Genomic DNA, 16,239 nt, shown 5'->3' with positions numbered 1-16,239 from the left:
CACAGGATGACCAGACTTTCGATCGTGCGGCACGGACAGACCGAGTGGAACCTGCACACCCGCATCCAGGGCAGCACGGACATCCCCCTGAATTCGACCGGCCGGGCGCAGGCCGCCGAGGCCGGCCTTCGCTTGCGCGCCCGGAGCTGGGACACGATCGTGACGAGTCCGCTCGACCGTGCCCACGAGACGGCCCGGATCATCGCCGGCGAGCTCGGCCTGCCGTGCCCGGAGGTCATCCCGGAGCTCACGGAGCGCCATCACGGCCAGATCGAGGGGCTCACGTTCGCCGAGCGACAGCACCGCTTTCCCGACGGCGTCTCCGTTCCCGGCCTGGAGACGCGCCAGGAGGTGCTCGACCGGGTGCTGCCGGCCTTCGGGCTGCTGGCCGACGAGCGTCCCGACCAGTCGGTGCTGGTGGTCTGCCACGGCGGGGTGATCGGCACCCTGCTCCGGCACAGCACGGCCGGGGAACGGCCGCGCCAGAACGAGCTCATCGCGAACGGTTCGGTGCACGATTTCGTCTGGCGGGACGGCCGGCTGGAGCTGACGCACTTCGATGCCACCCTGCGCGGCCGGGCCGAGAACACGCACTACACCGGCTGAACTCGTCCCTCCGCACCGGTGCCGCTGCCGATGCCGGCACCCGACTCGGCCGTGGTCTCCGACTCCGCCTCGGTGAGCAGATCCAGGAGCCGCCGCGCCGAATCGCGCCAGGTGAAACGTTTCGCCTCGTTGACGGAGGCCGCGGAGCGCGCCGCCCACTCCCCCGCAGCCAGGCGTCGCACGGCCAGGGCGAGCGCGTCGGCGCTGGTCGGGTCGAAGTAGAGCGCCGCGCCGCCGCCGATCTCGCGGAAGATCGGGATGTCGCTCACCACGACGGGAATTCCGAGGCTCATGGCCTCGACGAGCGGGATACCGAAGCCCTCGTCCAGGGACGCCGTGACCAGCGCGGTCGCCGACTCAAGCACCCGCACGTACTCCTCGTCGGTGACGCCGTCGTGGAACACGAGCGTCGCCTGCGGCGCCAGCGCGGAAAGGCGCTCTCGTTCCTGGTCGCTCACCCGGCTCATCAGGTGGAGTTCGTGCCCCGGCAGCTGCGCGGCGGCGCGCACGAGGGTGTCGACGTTCTTGTACGGCATGAAAGATCCCATATAGACCAGGCGACCCGTTCTCGGTGCGGGATGCCCGGCGGGCCGCGTCGACAGCGTATCGGCGGCGTTGTGGATGACCGTGACCGGCTTCCGCGTCAGACGGTTCTCCAGGATAAGACCGCGGGTGGTCTCGGAGACGGTGACGACCCCGTCGGCCCGGTTCAGGAGCATCCGTTGCGGCCACCAGGACAGGTGATACAGCCGCCAGGTGAGGCGCAGCAGGCCGGGCAGGTCCCGCGGCGGGGTGCGATTGCGGTAGTAGATCAGGTCGTGCACGGTCAGGAGCAGCCGGTAGCGACGGCCCCATGACCCCATCGTCTGCATCGGGGTGAACACCACGTCGGGCCGCAGCTGGTTGATCTGGCGGGCGATGAACGGTTCCCGGATGCTGGTGGGGGCGCTCACGAGCTGCCAGGGCAGATCGGGAAGCAGCTCGAGCTGCCGATGGTCGCTGATCAGCATGGTGACCGGGTGGAGCTTGCCCAGCTCCGTGACCAGTCCGGCCGTGTACCGGCTGATGCCGTCATGCCGGTCGAGTCGGGTGTAACGGCAATCGAAGACGATTCTCATGCCGTCTCTTCCTCCGCGAGGAAGCGGCGCACTGCGTCGGCCGCCTGCGCGGGCACCTCGTAGTGGATCAGGTGGCCCACGCCGGCGATCACCTGCAGGGCGGCATCGGGGAACAGCTTCTGGAGCCGGTGCTGGGCTGCGACCGGCGTGATGTCGTCTCTCTCCGCCGCGATCAGCAACGTCCGCTGCGGGATGCGGCCGGCGAACTCGCTGACGTCGGAGCCCACCGACGCGGTGAAGGCCTCCAGTACGACCCGGCGGTCCGCGAAAGCGGAGAAGTAGCGGTCGTGCTGGTTGTGGATCCAGCGGCGCAGCCCGGGGTCCCCCGTCTTGGCCATGGTCACGCTCATCACCCGCACGATGAGGCGGTTGCGCAGCAGGGCGAAGCCGAGTCGCTCGGGCAGTCGGGCGGCCGCCCAGTAATAGAACACGGCCAGGCGGGTGAGGATGCCGCGCGGCCCGGCCAGGGCGGGCGCGGCGATGGGGTTCACCAGGACCACCTCGTCGGCAGGCAGCCCGCCCGCTACGGAGGCCGCGACGACGATCGACCCGAACGAGTGCCCGAGCACCACCACGCGCCCCGTCAGCCCCAGCCCTGCCACGAACTCCGCCAGCCACCGGCCGTACCCCGCGATGTCGTGCCGGTCCCGGAGGAGAGCCCCGGACTCGCCGAAACCGGGGAGGTCCGGTGAGATCATGCGGAATCCGTGGAGCTGGGCGACGACCGGCTCCAGGCCGTGGTGGTCGCCGCGGAATCCGTGCACCATCACGATGGTGGTGTGCGCGGCCGGATCGCCGTACTCCCAATACCGCGTTACGCTGCCCAGCACCGGGACGTCCCGGACCCTGACCGGGATCTGGGCGAGCAGTGCGTCGTAAGGCGAAGGAACATTCATCATCCCAAGTTTAGGGCGACGGTCGCCCGTCGGCTCGACGCCCCTCGGATCGGAAGGAACGCAATGAGCTTCACCGCCCCGATCCAGCTTCCTGGTCTCACCCTCGACCCGCGCTGGTATCGGCGCGCCGTGTTCTACGAGGTGATGGTCCGCTCGTTCGTCGACAGCAACGGCGACGGGGTCGGTGACCTCGCCGGCCTCATCTCCAAACTGGACTACCTGCAGTGGCTCGGCATCGATGCACTCTGGATCCCGCCGTTCTATACGTCGCCGCTCAAGGACGGCGGCTACGACGTCACCGATTACCGGTCGATCCTGCCCGAATTCGGCACCCTCGAGTTGTTCAAGGAGCTGGTCACCAAGGCGCACGAACGGAATATGCGCATCATCATCGATCTGCCGCTGAACCACACCTCGGACCAGCACGAGTGGTTCCAGCAGTCCCGGGAGCACCCCGAGGGGCCCTACGGCGACTACTACGTGTGGAGCGACACGGACCAGAAGTACCCGGACATCCGCATCATCTTCACCGACACGGAGGACTCGAACTGGGCTTTCGACTCCGTGCGGCGGCAGTTCTACTTCCACCGGTTCTTCTCGCACCAGCCGGACCTCAACTACGACAACCCGAAGGTGCACGAGTCAATTTTCGAGGTCGTGCGATTTTGGCTCGACCTGGGCGTCGACGGCTTCCGGCTCGATGCCGTGCCCTACCTGTACGAGTCGGACGAGGGCAACGGCGAGGGCGAACCGCCCACCCACGAGTTCGTCCGGAAGCTGCGCACCATGGTGGACCGGGACTTCCCCGGCCGGGTCCTGATCGCCGAGGCGAACCAGTGGCCCCGCGAGGTGGCGGCCTACTTCGGGTCCGAATCCGAACCCGAGTGCCACATGGCCTTCGACTTCCCGGTCATGCCCCGCATCTTCTACTCCCTGCGCTCCCAACGGGCCGACGAGCTCGTGCGGGTGCTCTCGGAGACGACCGACATCCCGGTGGCGGCCGGCTGGGGCGTCTTCCTTCGCAACCATGACGAGCTGACCCTCGAGATGGTGAGTGAGGAGTACCGTCAGGCGATGTACGGCTGGTACGCGTACGACCCTCGGATGCGCGCGAACATCGGCATCCGTCGCCGGCTCGCTCCTCTGCTGGACAATTCTCGGTCGGAGCTGGAACTCGCCTACGCCCTGCTCTTCGCGCTTCCCGGCAGCCCGTTCCTCTACTACGGGGACGAGATCGGCATGGGCGACAACATCTGGTTGCCCGACCGGGACAGCTCACGCACACCGATGCAGTGGACGCCGGACCGGAACGGCGGATTCTCGGACGCGGACCCCGGGAAACTCTTTCTCCCGGTCGTGCAGTCCCTCGTCTTCAACTACAGCCAGACGAATGTGGAGTCGCACCTGGCCCAGTCCAGTTCTTTGCTGCACTGGGTGCGCAACGTCATTCACGTGCGCAAAAACCACCCGACCTTCGGACTCGGCGCGCTGCGGGTGCTGTCCACGGACCACGAATCGGTATTGGCCTTCACCCGTGAATACGCCGGCTCCGGGACGAGTTTCGGGGATCAGCCGGAGACAGTCCTGTGCGTTTTCAGCTTCTCCCACAACCCGGTCGCCTGCCGGATCGACGACCCGACGCTGGCCGACCTGCGCCTCTACGACATCTTCGGCGGTTCGGTGTTCCCCAGCTTCGACGCGGAGGGCGGACTGACCCTGACCCTGGGGGCGCAGAGCTTCTACTGGCTGCACTGCGGCTGAAGGTGGGCACCCTGGGTCACCGGGCCGAGTCCCGAACCGCCCGGTGATGACGGTGGTCGGCCCTAGGCTTTCCCCATGAGCAATTGGAGTGACACCCTCGCCGTTTTCGACCTCGAGACGACCGGTATAGACGTGGAGACGAGCCGCATCGTGTCGGCCACCGTCGCGATCATCGATGTGACCGGGGAGGTGCTCGAGCGCGTCGACTGGCTCCTCGATCCCGGTATCGAGATCCCGGCCCAGGCCACCAACGTGCACGGCATCACAACCCAGCACGCCGCCGAGAACGGCCGGCCTGCCGCGGACGGGGTGGCCGAGATCGTCCAGACGATCCGGGAGCACCTCGCCCGGGGTCTGCCTCTGGTGGCGTACAACGCCCCCTACGATCTCACCCTGCTGAACCGCGAGTCGATCCGCTACGGGGTTGCCCCGCTGGTGTCACCGGCGCCGGTGGTCGACCCGCTGGTCATCGACAAGGCCGTCGATCGCTACCGCAAGGGCAAGCGCACCCTCGAAGTGACCAGTGCGTTCTACGGTGTGCGCCTCGACGACGCGCACGACTCCGGTGCGGATGCGATCGCGGCCGGCCGGGTCGCCCAGGCCATCGCCCGGACGCACGTCACGGCCCTGCCGCCCACCGTCAGTGAACTGCACGTGCTTCAGGCCAAGTGGTCACAGCAGCAGGCGGAGAGCTTCCAGGCCTACATGCGCCGCGAACGCGACCCGGAGTTCGTCGCCGCCGGCGGGTGGCCCGAGCGCTGACCCGGCACCGTCCGCACGACACCGTACAGCCACACAAAAAGGGCGGCCAGCCGAAGCTGGTCGCCCTTTCATCGTGCCGGATGCTGCGGGGTACGGCGGTCTTACTTGCCGAAGCCCTTGTACCGGGAGTTGAACTTCTCGACACGGCCGGCGGAGTCCATGATGCGCTGCTTGCCGGTGTAGAACGGGTGCGATTCCGACGAGATTTCCACGTCGATGACCGGGTACGTGGTTCCGTCGGTCCACTCGATGGTCTTGGAGCTGGAGACCGTCGAACGGGTAAGGAACGTCGCACCCGACGCGAGGTCGCGGAAAACCACGGGAGCGTACGTGGGGTGAATGTCAGACTTCATGAAGACTTCCTTATTGCTGTTCGATTGGTGAGTTGCGCTTCGATTAGCGAGTTCAGACTCGCCAGGTGCGGCAGAAAAAATGTGCGGTCCTAGGACCGACTGTCGAGTTTAGCAGAATCCGGTGGCGGTGACCGCCATCCGGTGCCGGTCAGATCGCGCGGGCGCTGAAACGTCCGTCGGTCTCGCTCAACTCGATGGGCAGGTCGAACGTCTCGGTCAGCGCTTCGGCGGTCAGTGCGTCGGCGATGGGTCCGGCGCTGACGATGCGGCCACCGGACAGGAGCAGCACGTGCGTGAAACCGCGCGGGATTTCCTCCACGTGGTGGGTGACCATGATGATCGCCGGAGACCCGGACTCACTCGCGTAGCCGCCGAGGAGCTGCAGCAGTTCCTCGCGGGCGCCGAGGTCGAGGCTCGCGGCGGGCTCGTCCAACAGCAGAACCTCAGGGTCGGTCATGATGGACCGGGCGATTTGAACCCGCTTCTGCTCGCCGTCGCTCAGCGTGCCGAACTTGCGGCCGGCCAGAGTGTCGAGCTTCCATTCGCCGAGCACCCTCTGGGCGCGCCGCTCATCGATGGCCTCGTACTCTTCCGTCCAACGACCGGTGACCGAGTACGCGGCCGTCATCACGACGTCGAGGACCTTCTCGTTGGCGGGAACCCGGCGGGCCATCGCCGTGGAGGCGAACCCGATCCGCGGCCGCAGTTCGAACAGGTCGGTGCGTCCGATCGGTTCGTCGAGAACCACGGCACTGCCGCTGGAGGGGTGGATGAGTGCGGCGGCGATCTGCAGCAGCGTGGTCTTGCCCGCGCCATTCGGACCCAGGATCACCCAGCGCTGGTCGTCATCAACACTCCAGTTCACTGAGTCGAGGATGGGAGCGCCATCCCGGATGACGGAGACGTCGGTGAGATGAAGAACGTTGACCATGAAGCCATGTTATCTGCCGAAAAGGAGCGCCAGTCACGCCAAACGGGTGCCGCGCTTTCCTGCGGCACCCGTTGGAGCGGCTATTCAGAGCAGGAGTCAGAGCAGCGAGGCGTAGATCTCCCGGGTGCGGGTGGCGATCTGAGTCCAACTGAACATCTGCTCGGCGCGGACCCGGCCGGCACGGCCCATCTCGGCCGCCCTGACCGGGTCGGCAAGAACCTCGATCAGGGTGCGCGACAGGTCGGCGACGAAGAGGTCCGCGTCGACGGGGGTGCCGGTTCCGTCGGTGGCCTGGTCGATCGGCACCAGCCGGCCGGTGACGCCGTCGGCCACGACCTCGGGGATGCCCCCGGTGGCCGTTCCGACGACGGGCAGGCCGCAGGCCATGGCCTCCAGGTTGACGATGCCCAGCGGTTCGTAGACCGACGGGCAGACGAAGACGGTGCCGGCGGTGAGGACGGCGGCCAGGTCGTGCTGCGACAGGAGGCGGTCGATCCAGACCACGCCGGATCGCTCGCGCTGGAGGGCCTCGACCCCGGCAGTGACCTCGGCCAGGATGCCCGCGGTGTCGGGGGCTCCGGCGCAGAGCACGAGCTGCACCTCCGGCGGCAGCAGGGCTGCGGCGCGGAGCAGGTACGGCAGCCCCTTCTGCCGGGTGATGCGGCCCACGAAGACCACGGCCGGCCGGTCCGGGTCGATGCCCAGGGCCCGCACCGTGTCCGGGTCGTCCGTGGGCTTCCACCGGTCGAGGTCGATGCCGTTGTAGACGACGTGCACCCGGGACGCGTCGAGCGCCGGGTAGCTGCGCAGGATGTCGCGGCGCATTCCGCCGCTGACGGCGATGACGGCATCCGCTGCCTCGAAGGCGGTGCGCTCGATCCAACTGGAGACCCGGTAGCCTCCGCCGAGCTGCTCGGCCTTCCACGGGCGGAGCGGTTCGAGGCTGTGCGCGGTCACGACGTGCGGCACCCCGTGCAGGAGCTTCGCGAGGTGGCCCGCGCCGTTGGCGTACCAGGTGTGCGAATGCACGATGTCGGCACCCTGCACGTCCTGCGCCATCTGAAGGTCCACACCCAGCGTGGCCAGCGTCGCGTTCGCGTCGGCCAGCTCCGTCGGCACCCCATAGGCGACGGTGTCGACGGCATCGCGGGGCGCGCCGAAACACCGCACGGAGACGTCAATGTCGGTGCGGAGGGCTTTCACAAGCTCCGCCACATGCACGCCTGCCCCGCCGTAAATCTCCGGGGGATACTCCTTGGTCAATAGATCCACTCGCATGAGGCAAAGCTAGCGCAGGCTGGCCGGGGACACACCCATCCCTGCTGGAACGACGTGACGAATGGCCCTACTGTAAAGACATGCAGTCAAAGAAGATCTTTGGAATCGTGCTCGCCGGCGGAGAAGGAAAACGGCTCATGCCGTTGACGGAGGACCGTGCGAAACCGGCGGTGCCCTTCGGGGGTCATTACCGACTGATCGACTTCGCGTTGTCGAATCTGATCAACTCCGGCCTCACCCAGCTTGTGGTGCTCACCCAGTACAAGTCGCACAGCCTCGACCGTCACGTCTCCCAGACCTGGCACGTTTCCGGCGGCCTTTTCAACTCTTACATCGCCTCCGTTCCGGCGCAGCAACGACTCGGCAAACGCTGGTTCAGCGGATCCGCGGACGCAATCCTGCAGAGCCTGAACCTGATCCACGACGAGAAGCCCGACATCGTCGTCGTCGTCGGAGCCGACCATGTGTACCGGATGGACTTCAGCCAGATGATCGCGGCTCACATCGCCTCCGGAGCCGCCGCCACCGTCGCCGCCATCCGTCAGCCGATCGGCCTGGCCGACCAGTTCGGTGTCATCGAGGTCGACGCGGCGACGCCGGACCGCATCCGTGATTTCCGCGAGAAGCCGAAGGACGCAATCGGTCTGGCCGATGCCCCGCACGAGGTCTTCGCGTCCATGGGCAACTATGTTTTCAACACGGAGGCGCTGATCGAGGCCGTCCTCCGCGACGGCGAGCGTGCCGATTCCAGCCACGACATGGGCGGGGACATCATTCCCGACTTCGTGTCCCGTGGCGAGGCCGGCGTGTACGACCTCAAGCTCAATGACGTCCCGGGATCCACCGATCGCGACCGGGACTACTGGCGCGACGTGGGTACCATCGACTCGTTCTTCGAGGCACATCAGGACCTGATCAGCGCGCTCCCCGTGTTCAACCTCTACAACCAGAAGTGGCCGATCTTCAGCCAGCAGCTCAACTCCCCGCCGGCGAAGTTCGTCCGCGACGGACGCGGCTTCCTCGGCACGATGATCGACTCGATCGTCTCCCTCGGCTGTGTCATTTCGGGAGCGCACATCGAGCGCAGCGTTCTCGGCCCCTGGGCCGCCATCGACTCCGGTGCCCAGGTCGTGGACTCGATCGTCTTCGACCGGGTACAGATCAAGCCGGGTGCGACCGTGCGTCGGGCGATTCTGGACAAGGACGTAGTCGTCGCCGCCGGGGCGGAGGTCGGCGTCAATCGCGACCGGGACCTGGCCCGTGGCTTCAGCGTCACCGAGTCCGGCATCACCGTGGTCGGCAAGGGAGTGCACGTCCACCCGTGACCGCTCCCGTACGTTTCCTCGTCGTCCTGGACGCCGATTCCACCCTGATCGAAGACGAGGTCATCGAGCTGCTCGCGGATGCGGCCGGCTCGCTGGCGCTCGTCGCCGAGGTGACCGAGCAGGCCATGCGCGGTGAGATCGATTTCGCGGAGAGTCTGCGGCAACGGGTCAGGACTCTGGCCGGGCTGTCCACGGATGTGTTCGCGGAGGTTGGGCGGCTCGTCCGGCCGACTCCCGGAGTCCAGGAACTGATCGACGGCCTGCACGCGCACGGAAGCCGAATCGGGGTGGTCTCCGGAGGCTTCCATGAAGTGCTCGACCCGCTCGCCGCCGCCTTCGGACTCGACCATTGGCGGGCGAACCGGCTCGAAACGGCAGACGGTCGCCTGACCGGCGGCCTGGTCGGGCCCATCATCGACGCCGCGGCCAAGGCTGCGGCCCTCCGGGAGTGGGCGGCCCTCGAGGGCGTTGCTCTCCCCCAGACCGTCGCCGTCGGCGACGGCGCGAACGACCTGACGATGATGAGGGTGGCCGGACTGGGCATCGCGTTCAACGCGAAACCGATCGTGAAGGCACAGGCGGACCTGGCCGTCGACGCCCGCGACCTCAGCCAGATCCTGCCGATGCTCGGCCTGCGCGGTTAGTGCCCCATCCCCAGTCCACCGTCGACGGGGATAACGGCGCCGGAGATGTACCCGGCGTCGTCGCCGGCGAGCCAGGTGACGACACGAGCCACCTCGACCGGCGTGGCGAAGCGTCCCGCCGGGATGCTCCGCTTGTAGTCGGACTGCTGTGACTCGGAGAGCTTGGCGGTCATGTCGGTCTCGATGAAGCCGGGAGCGACGACGTTGGCCGTGATGCCCCGGGCGCCCAGCTCGCGGGTCACCGAGCGGGCCAGCCCGATCAGGCCGCTCTTCGAGGCAGAGTAGTTGACCTGGCCCGCGGAGCCGTAGAGGCCGACCACGCTGGAGATCAGGACGATGCGACCGAACCGGGCCTTGAGCATCCCCTTGGAGGCGCGTTTCACGACTCGGAAGGCGCCGCTCAGGTTGGTGTCGATCACGGAGGTGAAGTCGTCTTCGCTCATCCGCATCAGCAGCATGTCTTTGGTGATGCCGGCGTTGGCGACGACCACCTCGACCGGGCCGAGGGCAGCCTCGATCTCGGTGAACGCGGCGTCGATGGACGCGGCGTCCGTCACGTCCGCGCGCACGGTCAGGCTGCCGCTGGGGCCGTCCCCGGAGCGGGCGGTGACCGCGACGCGGTGTCCCTGCCGGATGAACTCCTCGGCGATCGAGAATCCGATGCCGCGGTTTCCTCCGGTGACAAGGACAGTTCTGCCAGTGGTCATACTGCGTCCAATCTCTTTTTCTCAGCGAACGAACAGCCGCACGCATGTAAATCCCAGCTTAGAGCGTCCGCGTTTGACCCGGACGAGACGTAGAATTTAGAGGAAAAACCTCCCCGACTGACCGAATCGATGGCACCCATGAAGCAGCAGTCGATCACCTCGCTCCCACCCTCGCCCGAGGATGAGCGACGTGCCCGGATGATCAAATACTCGATCGCCATGGGCATCCGGATGGTCTGTATCGTGCTGATGCTCTTCGTCCAGGGTTGGTGGCTGCTCGTCTGCGCCGTAGGCGCGATCACTCTCCCCTACTTCGCGGTCGTCTTCGCGAATGTGCAGGGCGCCGCATCGGCATCTTCCGTCGTTCGTCCGGGGGCGGTGCAGGTGTTTCGGGGCCAGGACAAGCGGTCGAACAGCGATGAGAGCGGAACGTGATCGGCCTCGGCGCCGAACTCGACACAAGGAACTGTTCTCGCGCCGGCTGTCGTGAGAGCGCAGGTTGGCGACTGGACTGGCGCAATCCGCGCCTTCACACTGAAAACCGAGTGAAGACCTGGCTGGCCTGCGACCTGCACGTTGACTACCTCCGCGATTTTCTGGCCGCCCGGGACTTCCCGCTGGCCGTATCTCCGCTGAGTGCAGAGCCGGAAGCAGGGCCGGAGTGATCGGCTGGCGATTCGCGTTCACCCGGCGCTGGGCCGGATACCTCGCACTGACGATCCTCTTCGCCGCCGTCTGTTCCGGCCTCGGTCTCTGGCAGCTCGCGCGCCGCGCGGATGCTCTCACCGAGATGAGCAAGGTCGAGACGAACTACGCGGCGGACCCCGTTCCCCTGGCTGACGCACTGCCGGGCCTGGAATCGTTCTCCGAGTCCCAGAAGTGGCTGCCCGTTGTGATGACCGGCACGTATCTGACGGACGACGAGCTGATCGTGCGCAACCGTCCGCTGCAGATCAACCCGGGGTTCGAGGTCCTCACTCCCCTGCTGCTCGCCGACGGCTCGGTCTTCATCGTCAACCGGGGCTGGTTGCCGACCGGTCAGACCGCGGACGCCCCGGCATCCGTTCCGGCCGCGCCCTCGGGTGAGGTCACGGTCGTCGCCCGGCTCAAGGCCGGCGAGCCCCTTCTACCCGGGCGCTCCGCCACGGGCAACCAGATCGCGACGATCAATCTCGACGATGTGGCCGGCAGGCTGGGGCTGCCCACGTACACCGGAGCTTACGGGCTGATGGCGACCGAGGATCCGGCGCCGGATGAACGTCCCGTGGCCGTCACCCGTCCGGTAAAAGACGAGGGCCCGCACCTGTCGTATGCCTTCCAATGGTTCGTGTTCGCGCTGATGGGCTTCGTCGGGCTCGGCTGGGCCATTCGTCAGGAATACCGGACCGTGAACTTCGACGACCCGCAGGAGCGCGTTCGTGCGGCTGAGCGGGCCCGCCGTCAGGCTGCCAAACCGCGCAGCGACTCCGAGATCGAGGACGAACTCATCGACCGCTGAGCGACCGCAACGAGGGTGATCAGGCGAGCATGATCAGATCGAGGTAGTCCTTGTTCCAGTGGTCCTCGGTGCCGTCGGGCATGATCAGCACGCGCTCGGGGTTGAGCGCCTCGACGGCACCCTCGTCGTGGCTGACGAGGACGACAGCGCCGGCATAATGCGCGAGGGCGTCGAGGATCTCCTCGCGGCTGGCCGGGTCGAGGTTGTTGGTCGGTTCGTCGAGCAGCAACACGTTGGCGCCGGAGACCACGATCATGGCCAGGGCGAGGCGGGTCTTCTCGCCACCGGACAGCACGCCGGCCGGTTTGTGCGAGTCGTCACCGGTGAAGAGGAACGAGCCCAGAACGCGGCGCGCCTCCATCTCGGTGATGTTCGGCGAGGAGGACACCATGTTCTCGAGGACGCTGCGCTTGACGTCGATGGTCTCGTGCTCCTGCGCGTAATACCCGATCCGCAGCCCGTGGCCCGGCACGATCTCACCGGTGTCCGGCTTGTCCACGCCGGCGAGCATCCGCAGCAGCGTGGTCTTGCCCGCACCGTTGAGGCCGAGGATGACGACCTTCGAACCGCGGTCGATGGCCAGGTCCACGGCCGCGAAGATCTCGAGCGAGCCGTAACTCTTGGAGAGGTCGGTGGCCATCAGCGGGGTGCGTCCACAGGGTGCGGGCTCGGGGAAGCGCAGCTTCGCGACCCGGTCCACCGCGCGCACGGCGTCCAGTCCGGACAGGAGCTTCTCGGCGCGCGCCACCATCTGATGGGCGGCGGCGGCCTTGCTCGCCTTGGCACCGAACTTCGCGGCCTGCAGTTGCAGGGTCGACGCCTTCTTCTCGGCGTTGGCGCGTTCCTTCTTGCGACGGTCAGCGTCTGCGACGCGCTGCCGCTGGTAGTTCTTCCAGTTCATGTTGTAGATGTCGATGACCATGCGGTTGGCGTCGAGGTAGAACACCCGGTTCACCGTGTCGCCGACCAGCTCGATGTCGTGGCTGATGATGATGCATCCGCCGCGGTAGTTCTTGACGAACTCCCTCAGCCAGACCACGGAGTCCGCGTCGAGGTGGTTGGTGGGCTCGTCGAGGATCATCGTTTCCGCGGCCGAGAACAGGATCCGGGCGAGTTCGATGCGGCGGCGCTGCCCGCCGGACAGGGTTCGCAGCTGCTGGTCGAGGATGCGGTCCGGAAGGTTCAGGTTGCTGGCGATCGACGCGGCTTCCGCCTCGGCCGCGTAACCGCCGAGCGCGTTGAATTCGTCGGTGAGGTTGCCGTAGGTGCGCATCGCCTTGGCGCTGACCTTGGGGTCGTCGCTGCCCATGTCGATTCCAGCCTGACTGAGGCCCAGCGAAATCGTGCCGAGGCCGCGCGCATCCAGGATGCGGGTGCGGGCGAGCATGTCCGGGTCTCCTGATCGAGGATCCTGGGGCAGGTAGCCGATGTCACCGGTGCGGTCGATGGAGCCGTTGGTCGGGACGGTCTCCCCCGCGAGGGTCTTCGTCAGTGTCGTCTTGCCGGCGCCGTTGCGACCGACCAGACCGATCTTGTCGCCGGCGGAAACGCGGAAACTGACGTCTTCCATGAGCACGCGCGCCCCAACTCGGATTTCGAGATTTTGCACACTCAGCACAGCAACAGTCCGATCAGGGGAGTCGTAGAATTTTTTTAGCCGAAGTGGGCCAACTCTCCACTATATTTGATCCCGTGCGCCGCCGGGTGCGCCGGAAAGCGAAAGTGCCCCCTGAAGGGCCTTTGCCAGCCAGTCCCGGTACGCGGCACCGGACCAGCCGAGGTCGAGGACCAGGGACCGGTACGACTGCGGATGCCCGAGCGCCCACACCGTCGCCGCCGCCTCGTGGTCGCTCAGTCCCCCGCGCAGACTGTGCCGTGAGCGCAGCGCGGACGCCACCTCGCCGTACTGGAGAAGCCGTTGGGCGGAGCGACGGATCTCAAGCTCGGCGATGTCGGCATCGACGCCGGCGGCTTGGGCGATCACCCGGTGCACCCCGGACGTGCGTTCGTTCAGGTCCGCGATCCAGTCGGTGAGTATCCGGACGATCTCGGTGGCGGTTCGTGCCTCACTGACCTGACTCCGTAGCGGTCCTGGACGGTCATCCGGTGGGTCGGGGCGCGCTGCCGCAAGGTCGAGCACGGCGGACAGAACCGCGGCCTTGCCGCCGACGGAGTTGTAGATCGTCTGCACGGCGACGCCCGCCTCGGCGGCGATGGCACCCAGGGTCGTGGGAATGTAGCCTCGTTCGAGCATCAGCCGCAACGCGGCCCGCACAATCAGGGTGCGGGTCTGCAAAACCTGCTCCGCTCTCCGGGATTTCGAGCTCATCAGGATTTCAACCATTTCATTAGGATAGAGTTCTACTCACTGGAATGACGATCTTGTGTGGTTGATCACCGTTTGGGCGTTCTCCGGTCCTGCTTCCATGACGCCGTATGACCGGGACGAGCGCCCCTGCCGGACTCGGCTCCTATGGTTACGGCATGACACTCTTGCAGACGCCAGCCGCCCTCCTGTCCCTTGCCGAAGATCGGGCCGGCCGCCTCGTTGCCGCCGGAACCGCCTGGAACGAACGCATCACCGCGGACCCCACGACGGCGCAGCTGACCTACCGGGTCACCGCCGCCGGCGAGGGGTCGGTCGCCACCCGTGTGACGGCCGGCAAGCACGTCTTCCTCGTGGACGAACCCGGAGCCCTGGCCGGAGACGACGTGGCGGCCAGCCCCGTGGAGATCGCGCTCGGCGCTCTGCTCTCCTGCCAGGTGGTCGTCTACCGTCTCTACGCCCAGGCGCTCGGCATCCAGGTCGACGGGATAGACATCGTCGCGGAGGGAGACCTCGACGTGCGGAAGCTGTTCGGAATCCAGGCCGACGTGCGCGCCGGTTTCTCGGCGATCCGCCTGAGCATCACCATCACCGGGCCGGAGACCGATCAGCGCTACCAGGAGCTCCGTGCGACCGTTGACGCGCACTGCCCGGTGCTCGACCTGTTCGCGAACCCCACCCCGGTGTCCGTGACCGTCACCACGGCATAGCCGCGTCCGGCGGGTGGCCCGGTCCTTCCCAGTTGCGCTTCATCAAATGATTCCCTCGTCTAGCGGCGAGCAGGGCTAAGGCCTACCGTCAGGTGCAGCCGCAGCAGTCGCTGCGCGACAGCGAGGAGGTCGACGATGGAGAACAGTGCAGCTACACCACGCCCGCCGAGCCAGGGCGGGCCTCCCCGGTCCGAGCCTGGTGACGAACCGGAATCCGCCAGTCCGGTGGGCGACATGTTCGAGGAGGGTGAGACCGACGTCGGACCACACCCGGACCTCATCAATCTGGAGAACTGGGACTCATCCGATCTGGCCTCGTCCGCGAGCACATCGGAGACCAACACCGAGGACACCAGCACCGAGGACACGTCGTCGGACGAGTGACCCTGGAGCGGACCACGGGTCAGGACACAGAGAATGGGGCACCGGCCGGATGGTGGGTGCCCCATTTTCAGGTCATCGTGGCTTCACGACGCGCTTCAGACCAAGCGGATCAGATGGAGAAGCCGAGGGCGCGCATCATGTCGCGGCCGTCGTCGGTGATCTTCTCCGGGCCCCACGGCGGCATCCAGACCCAGTTGATGCGGAACGCGTCGACGACGCCGTCCAGCGCCTCGGCGGTCTGCTCCTCGAGCACGTCGGTCAGCGGGCAGCCGGCCGAGGTGAGGGTCATGTGGATGATCAGGGCGTCGTTCTCGTCGTCCCAGCCCAGGTCGTAGATGAGCCCGAGGTCGACGACGTTGATGCCGAGTTCCGGGTCCATGACGTCTTTGAGCGCCTCTTCGATTTCATCGAAACGCGCCGGAGTCAGCGTGGAGACCATGTAGCTAACCTACGTTCGATTCCGTGAGAAAGCGATCGTAGCCTTCGTCTTCGAGANTCGTCTTCGAGACGGTCGGCGAGCTCGGGGCCGCCCTGCTCGGCGATGCGGCCGTCGACGAACACGTGCACGAAGTCCGGCTTGATGTAGCGCAGGATGCGCGTGTAGTGCGTGATCAGGACGAGGCCCAGGCCGGTGTTCTCCTTGGCCCGGTTCACGCCCTCCGACACGACCTTGAGCGCGTCGACGTCGAGGCCGGAGTCGGTCTCGTCGAGAATGGCGAACCGGGGCTTCAGCAGTTCGAGCTGCAGGATCTCGTTGCGCTTCTTCTCGCCACCGGAGAAGCCCTCGTTCACGTTGCGCTCGGCGAAGGACTTATCCATCCGGAGCTGCTTCATCGACTCACGCACGTCCTTGATCCAGGTCCGGATGGGCGGCGCCGTGCCGTCGACGGCGGTCTTCGCGGTGCGCAGGAAGTTCGTCACGGTCACGCCGGGGATCTCG

General features: G+C 66.8%; 20 protein-coding genes. 10 read left to right on the top strand and 10 right to left on the bottom strand.

Annotation, left to right across the window (positions count from 1 at the left end; genetic code table 11):
• Nucleotides 1-6 precede the first annotated feature (6 nt).
• The gene (locus tag E3T23_RS09505; RefSeq protein ID WP_134370141.1) at nucleotides 7-606 is read left to right on the top strand and encodes a histidine phosphatase family protein; all 600 of its coding nucleotides are present in this window, start codon (nucleotides 7-9) and stop codon (nucleotides 604-606) included.
• On the opposite strand, the gene E3T23_RS09500 is transcribed toward E3T23_RS09505, so the two are convergent.
• Both E3T23_RS09500 and E3T23_RS09495 read right to left on the bottom strand, forming a co-directional pair.
• Nucleotides 594-1,724, bottom strand: coding sequence for a glycosyltransferase family 4 protein (locus E3T23_RS09500; RefSeq protein ID WP_134370140.1), 1,131 nt, complete (start codon nucleotides 1,722-1,724; stop codon nucleotides 594-596). The genes E3T23_RS09505 and E3T23_RS09500 overlap by 13 nt on opposite strands.
• Nucleotides 1,721-2,620 carry an alpha/beta fold hydrolase gene (locus E3T23_RS09495; RefSeq protein WP_134370139.1) on the bottom strand — a complete coding sequence of 300 codons (900 nt, stop codon included), beginning with the start codon at nucleotides 2,618-2,620 and terminating at the stop codon, nucleotides 1,721-1,723. Before E3T23_RS09495 ends, E3T23_RS09500 begins: the two co-directional genes overlap by 4 nt.
• Before the next feature lie 63 nt (nucleotides 2,621-2,683).
• Here E3T23_RS09495 and treS point away from each other — a divergent pair, with 63 nt between their 5' ends.
• Both treS and E3T23_RS09485 read left to right on the top strand, forming a co-directional pair.
• Entirely contained in the window at nucleotides 2,684-4,381 is a 1,698-nt protein-coding gene (treS, locus tag E3T23_RS09490) for a maltose alpha-D-glucosyltransferase (protein WP_134370138.1), read from the top strand.
• 75 nt (nucleotides 4,382-4,456) lie between these two features.
• Nucleotides 4,457-5,143 carry a 3'-5' exonuclease gene (locus E3T23_RS09485; RefSeq protein WP_134370137.1) on the top strand — a complete coding sequence of 229 codons (687 nt, stop codon included), beginning with the start codon at nucleotides 4,457-4,459 and terminating at the stop codon, nucleotides 5,141-5,143.
• 101 nt (nucleotides 5,144-5,244) lie between these two features.
• On the opposite strand, the gene E3T23_RS09480 is transcribed toward E3T23_RS09485, so the two are convergent.
• The 3 genes from E3T23_RS09480 to glgA all read right to left on the bottom strand — a co-directional run bounded on the left by E3T23_RS09480 (nucleotide 5,245) and on the right by glgA (nucleotide 7,705).
• Nucleotides 5,245-5,496, bottom strand: a complete 252-nt coding sequence (locus E3T23_RS09480) for a type B 50S ribosomal protein L31 (RefSeq protein WP_104102169.1) — start codon at nucleotides 5,494-5,496, stop codon at nucleotides 5,245-5,247.
• Nucleotides 5,497-5,644: 148 nt separating this feature from the next.
• Nucleotides 5,645-6,427: an ABC transporter ATP-binding protein gene (locus E3T23_RS09475; RefSeq protein ID WP_134370136.1), complete on the bottom strand. Its 783-nt coding sequence runs from the start codon at nucleotides 6,425-6,427 to the stop codon at nucleotides 5,645-5,647.
• A 96-nt stretch (nucleotides 6,428-6,523) separates the two neighbouring features.
• On the bottom strand, nucleotides 6,524-7,705 hold the full coding sequence (gene glgA, locus E3T23_RS09470) for a glycogen synthase (RefSeq protein WP_134370135.1): 1,182 nt from the start codon (nucleotides 7,703-7,705) through the stop codon (nucleotides 6,524-6,526).
• 80 nt (nucleotides 7,706-7,785) lie between these two features.
• On the opposite strand from glgA, the gene E3T23_RS09465 reads away from it, so the two are divergent.
• Nucleotides 7,786-9,030, top strand: coding sequence for a glucose-1-phosphate adenylyltransferase (locus tag E3T23_RS09465; protein ID WP_134370134.1), 1,245 nt, complete (start codon nucleotides 7,786-7,788; stop codon nucleotides 9,028-9,030).
• Nucleotides 9,027-9,674, top strand: a complete 648-nt coding sequence (gene serB, locus E3T23_RS09460) for a phosphoserine phosphatase SerB (RefSeq protein WP_134370133.1) — start codon at nucleotides 9,027-9,029, stop codon at nucleotides 9,672-9,674. The genes E3T23_RS09465 and serB overlap by 4 nt, the downstream gene beginning before the upstream one ends.
• Here the strand turns inward: serB and fabG are convergent.
• Nucleotides 9,671-10,381 (bottom strand): 3-oxoacyl-ACP reductase FabG, encoded by a 711-nt coding sequence (gene fabG / locus E3T23_RS09455; RefSeq protein WP_134370132.1) that lies wholly within the window; start codon nucleotides 10,379-10,381, stop codon nucleotides 9,671-9,673. The genes serB and fabG overlap by 4 nt on opposite strands.
• A gap of 138 nt (nucleotides 10,382-10,519) precedes the next feature.
• On the opposite strand from fabG, the gene E3T23_RS09450 reads away from it, so the two are divergent.
• Genes E3T23_RS09450 through E3T23_RS09440 form a run of 3 tightly spaced genes read left to right on the top strand, consistent with a single transcriptional unit; the run spans nucleotide 10,520 to nucleotide 11,879 of the window.
• A complete protein-coding gene (locus tag E3T23_RS09450; RefSeq protein WP_134370395.1) occupies nucleotides 10,520-10,816 on the top strand; it encodes a DUF3099 domain-containing protein in 297 nt (98 codons plus the stop codon).
• Nucleotides 10,813-11,046 carry a hypothetical protein gene (locus E3T23_RS09445; protein ID WP_134370131.1) on the top strand — a complete coding sequence of 78 codons (234 nt, stop codon included), beginning with the start codon at nucleotides 10,813-10,815 and terminating at the stop codon, nucleotides 11,044-11,046. Before E3T23_RS09450 ends, E3T23_RS09445 begins: the two co-directional genes overlap by 4 nt.
• Nucleotides 11,043-11,879 (top strand): SURF1 family cytochrome oxidase biogenesis protein, encoded by an 837-nt coding sequence (locus E3T23_RS09440; protein WP_134370130.1) that lies wholly within the window; start codon nucleotides 11,043-11,045, stop codon nucleotides 11,877-11,879. The genes E3T23_RS09445 and E3T23_RS09440 overlap by 4 nt, the downstream gene beginning before the upstream one ends.
• A gap of 19 nt (nucleotides 11,880-11,898) precedes the next feature.
• Here E3T23_RS09440 and E3T23_RS09435 read toward each other — a convergent pair whose 3' ends face one another.
• Together E3T23_RS09435 and E3T23_RS09430 are read right to left on the bottom strand one after the other, a co-directional pair.
• Nucleotides 11,899-13,497: an ABC-F family ATP-binding cassette domain-containing protein gene (locus E3T23_RS09435; RefSeq protein WP_134370129.1), complete on the bottom strand. Its 1,599-nt coding sequence runs from the start codon at nucleotides 13,495-13,497 to the stop codon at nucleotides 11,899-11,901.
• Nucleotides 13,498-13,557: 60 nt separating this feature from the next.
• Nucleotides 13,558-14,223 (bottom strand): TetR/AcrR family transcriptional regulator, encoded by a 666-nt coding sequence (locus tag E3T23_RS09430; protein WP_134370128.1) that lies wholly within the window; start codon nucleotides 14,221-14,223, stop codon nucleotides 13,558-13,560.
• 140 nt (nucleotides 14,224-14,363) lie between these two features.
• Between E3T23_RS09430 and E3T23_RS09425 the strand changes: the two genes are divergently transcribed.
• Both E3T23_RS09425 and E3T23_RS09420 read left to right on the top strand, forming a co-directional pair.
• On the top strand, nucleotides 14,364-14,915 hold the full coding sequence (locus E3T23_RS09425) for an OsmC family protein (protein ID WP_134370127.1): 552 nt from the start codon (nucleotides 14,364-14,366) through the stop codon (nucleotides 14,913-14,915).
• 135 nt (nucleotides 14,916-15,050) lie between these two features.
• Nucleotides 15,051-15,299 (top strand): hypothetical protein, encoded by a 249-nt coding sequence (locus E3T23_RS09420; RefSeq protein WP_134370126.1) that lies wholly within the window; start codon nucleotides 15,051-15,053, stop codon nucleotides 15,297-15,299.
• A 109-nt stretch (nucleotides 15,300-15,408) separates the two neighbouring features.
• On the opposite strand, the gene E3T23_RS09415 is transcribed toward E3T23_RS09420, so the two are convergent.
• A complete protein-coding gene (locus tag E3T23_RS09415; RefSeq protein ID WP_134370125.1) occupies nucleotides 15,409-15,738 on the bottom strand; it encodes a metal-sulfur cluster assembly factor in 330 nt (109 codons plus the stop codon).
• A complete protein-coding gene (locus E3T23_RS09410) occupies nucleotides 15,723-16,118 on the bottom strand; it encodes a hypothetical protein (RefSeq protein ID WP_478213375.1) in 396 nt (131 codons plus the stop codon). Before E3T23_RS09410 ends, E3T23_RS09415 begins: the two co-directional genes overlap by 16 nt.
• Nucleotides 16,119-16,239: the final 121 nt, after the last annotated feature.

Source organism: Cryobacterium cheniae (assembly GCF_004403395.1).
Taxonomy (GTDB): domain Bacteria; phylum Actinomycetota; class Actinomycetes; order Actinomycetales; family Microbacteriaceae; genus Cryobacterium; species Cryobacterium cheniae.
The sequence above is the reverse complement of the archived record's forward strand: the minus strand, read 5'-3'. Positions and strand labels throughout refer to the sequence as shown.

Excerpts from the sequence above, each read along its gene's own strand:
- glgA (WP_134370135.1), bottom strand. The coding sequence starts at position 7,705 with ATGCGAGTGGATCTATTGACCAAGGAGTATCCCCCGGAGATTTACGGC.
- treS (WP_134370138.1), top strand. The coding sequence starts at position 2,684 with ATGAGCTTCACCGCCCCGATCCAGCTTCCTGGTCTCACCCTCGACCCG.
- E3T23_RS09430 (WP_134370128.1), bottom strand. The coding sequence starts at position 14,223 with ATGGTTGAAATCCTGATGAGCTCGAAATCCCGGAGAGCGGAGCAGGTT.
- E3T23_RS09495 (WP_134370139.1), bottom strand. The coding sequence starts at position 2,620 with ATGAATGTTCCTTCGCCTTACGACGCACTGCTCGCCCAGATCCCGGTC.
- fabG (WP_134370132.1), bottom strand. The coding sequence starts at position 10,381 with ATGACCACTGGCAGAACTGTCCTTGTCACCGGAGGAAACCGCGGCATC.
- E3T23_RS09500 (WP_134370140.1), bottom strand. The coding sequence starts at position 1,724 with ATGAGAATCGTCTTCGATTGCCGTTACACCCGACTCGACCGGCATGAC.
- E3T23_RS09420 (WP_134370126.1), top strand. The coding sequence starts at position 15,051 with ATGGAGAACAGTGCAGCTACACCACGCCCGCCGAGCCAGGGCGGGCCT.
- E3T23_RS09480 (WP_104102169.1), bottom strand. The coding sequence starts at position 5,496 with ATGAAGTCTGACATTCACCCCACGTACGCTCCCGTGGTTTTCCGCGAC.
- E3T23_RS09485 (WP_134370137.1), top strand. The coding sequence starts at position 4,457 with ATGAGCAATTGGAGTGACACCCTCGCCGTTTTCGACCTCGAGACGACC.
- E3T23_RS09425 (WP_134370127.1), top strand. The coding sequence starts at position 14,364 with ATGACACTCTTGCAGACGCCAGCCGCCCTCCTGTCCCTTGCCGAAGAT.
- E3T23_RS09475 (WP_134370136.1), bottom strand. The coding sequence starts at position 6,427 with ATGGTCAACGTTCTTCATCTCACCGACGTCTCCGTCATCCGGGATGGC.
- E3T23_RS09465 (WP_134370134.1), top strand. The coding sequence starts at position 7,786 with ATGCAGTCAAAGAAGATCTTTGGAATCGTGCTCGCCGGCGGAGAAGGA.
- E3T23_RS09450 (WP_134370395.1), top strand. The coding sequence starts at position 10,520 with ATGAAGCAGCAGTCGATCACCTCGCTCCCACCCTCGCCCGAGGATGAG.
- E3T23_RS09505 (WP_134370141.1), top strand. The coding sequence starts at position 7 with ATGACCAGACTTTCGATCGTGCGGCACGGACAGACCGAGTGGAACCTG.
- E3T23_RS09415 (WP_134370125.1), bottom strand. The coding sequence starts at position 15,738 with ATGGTCTCCACGCTGACTCCGGCGCGTTTCGATGAAATCGAAGAGGCG.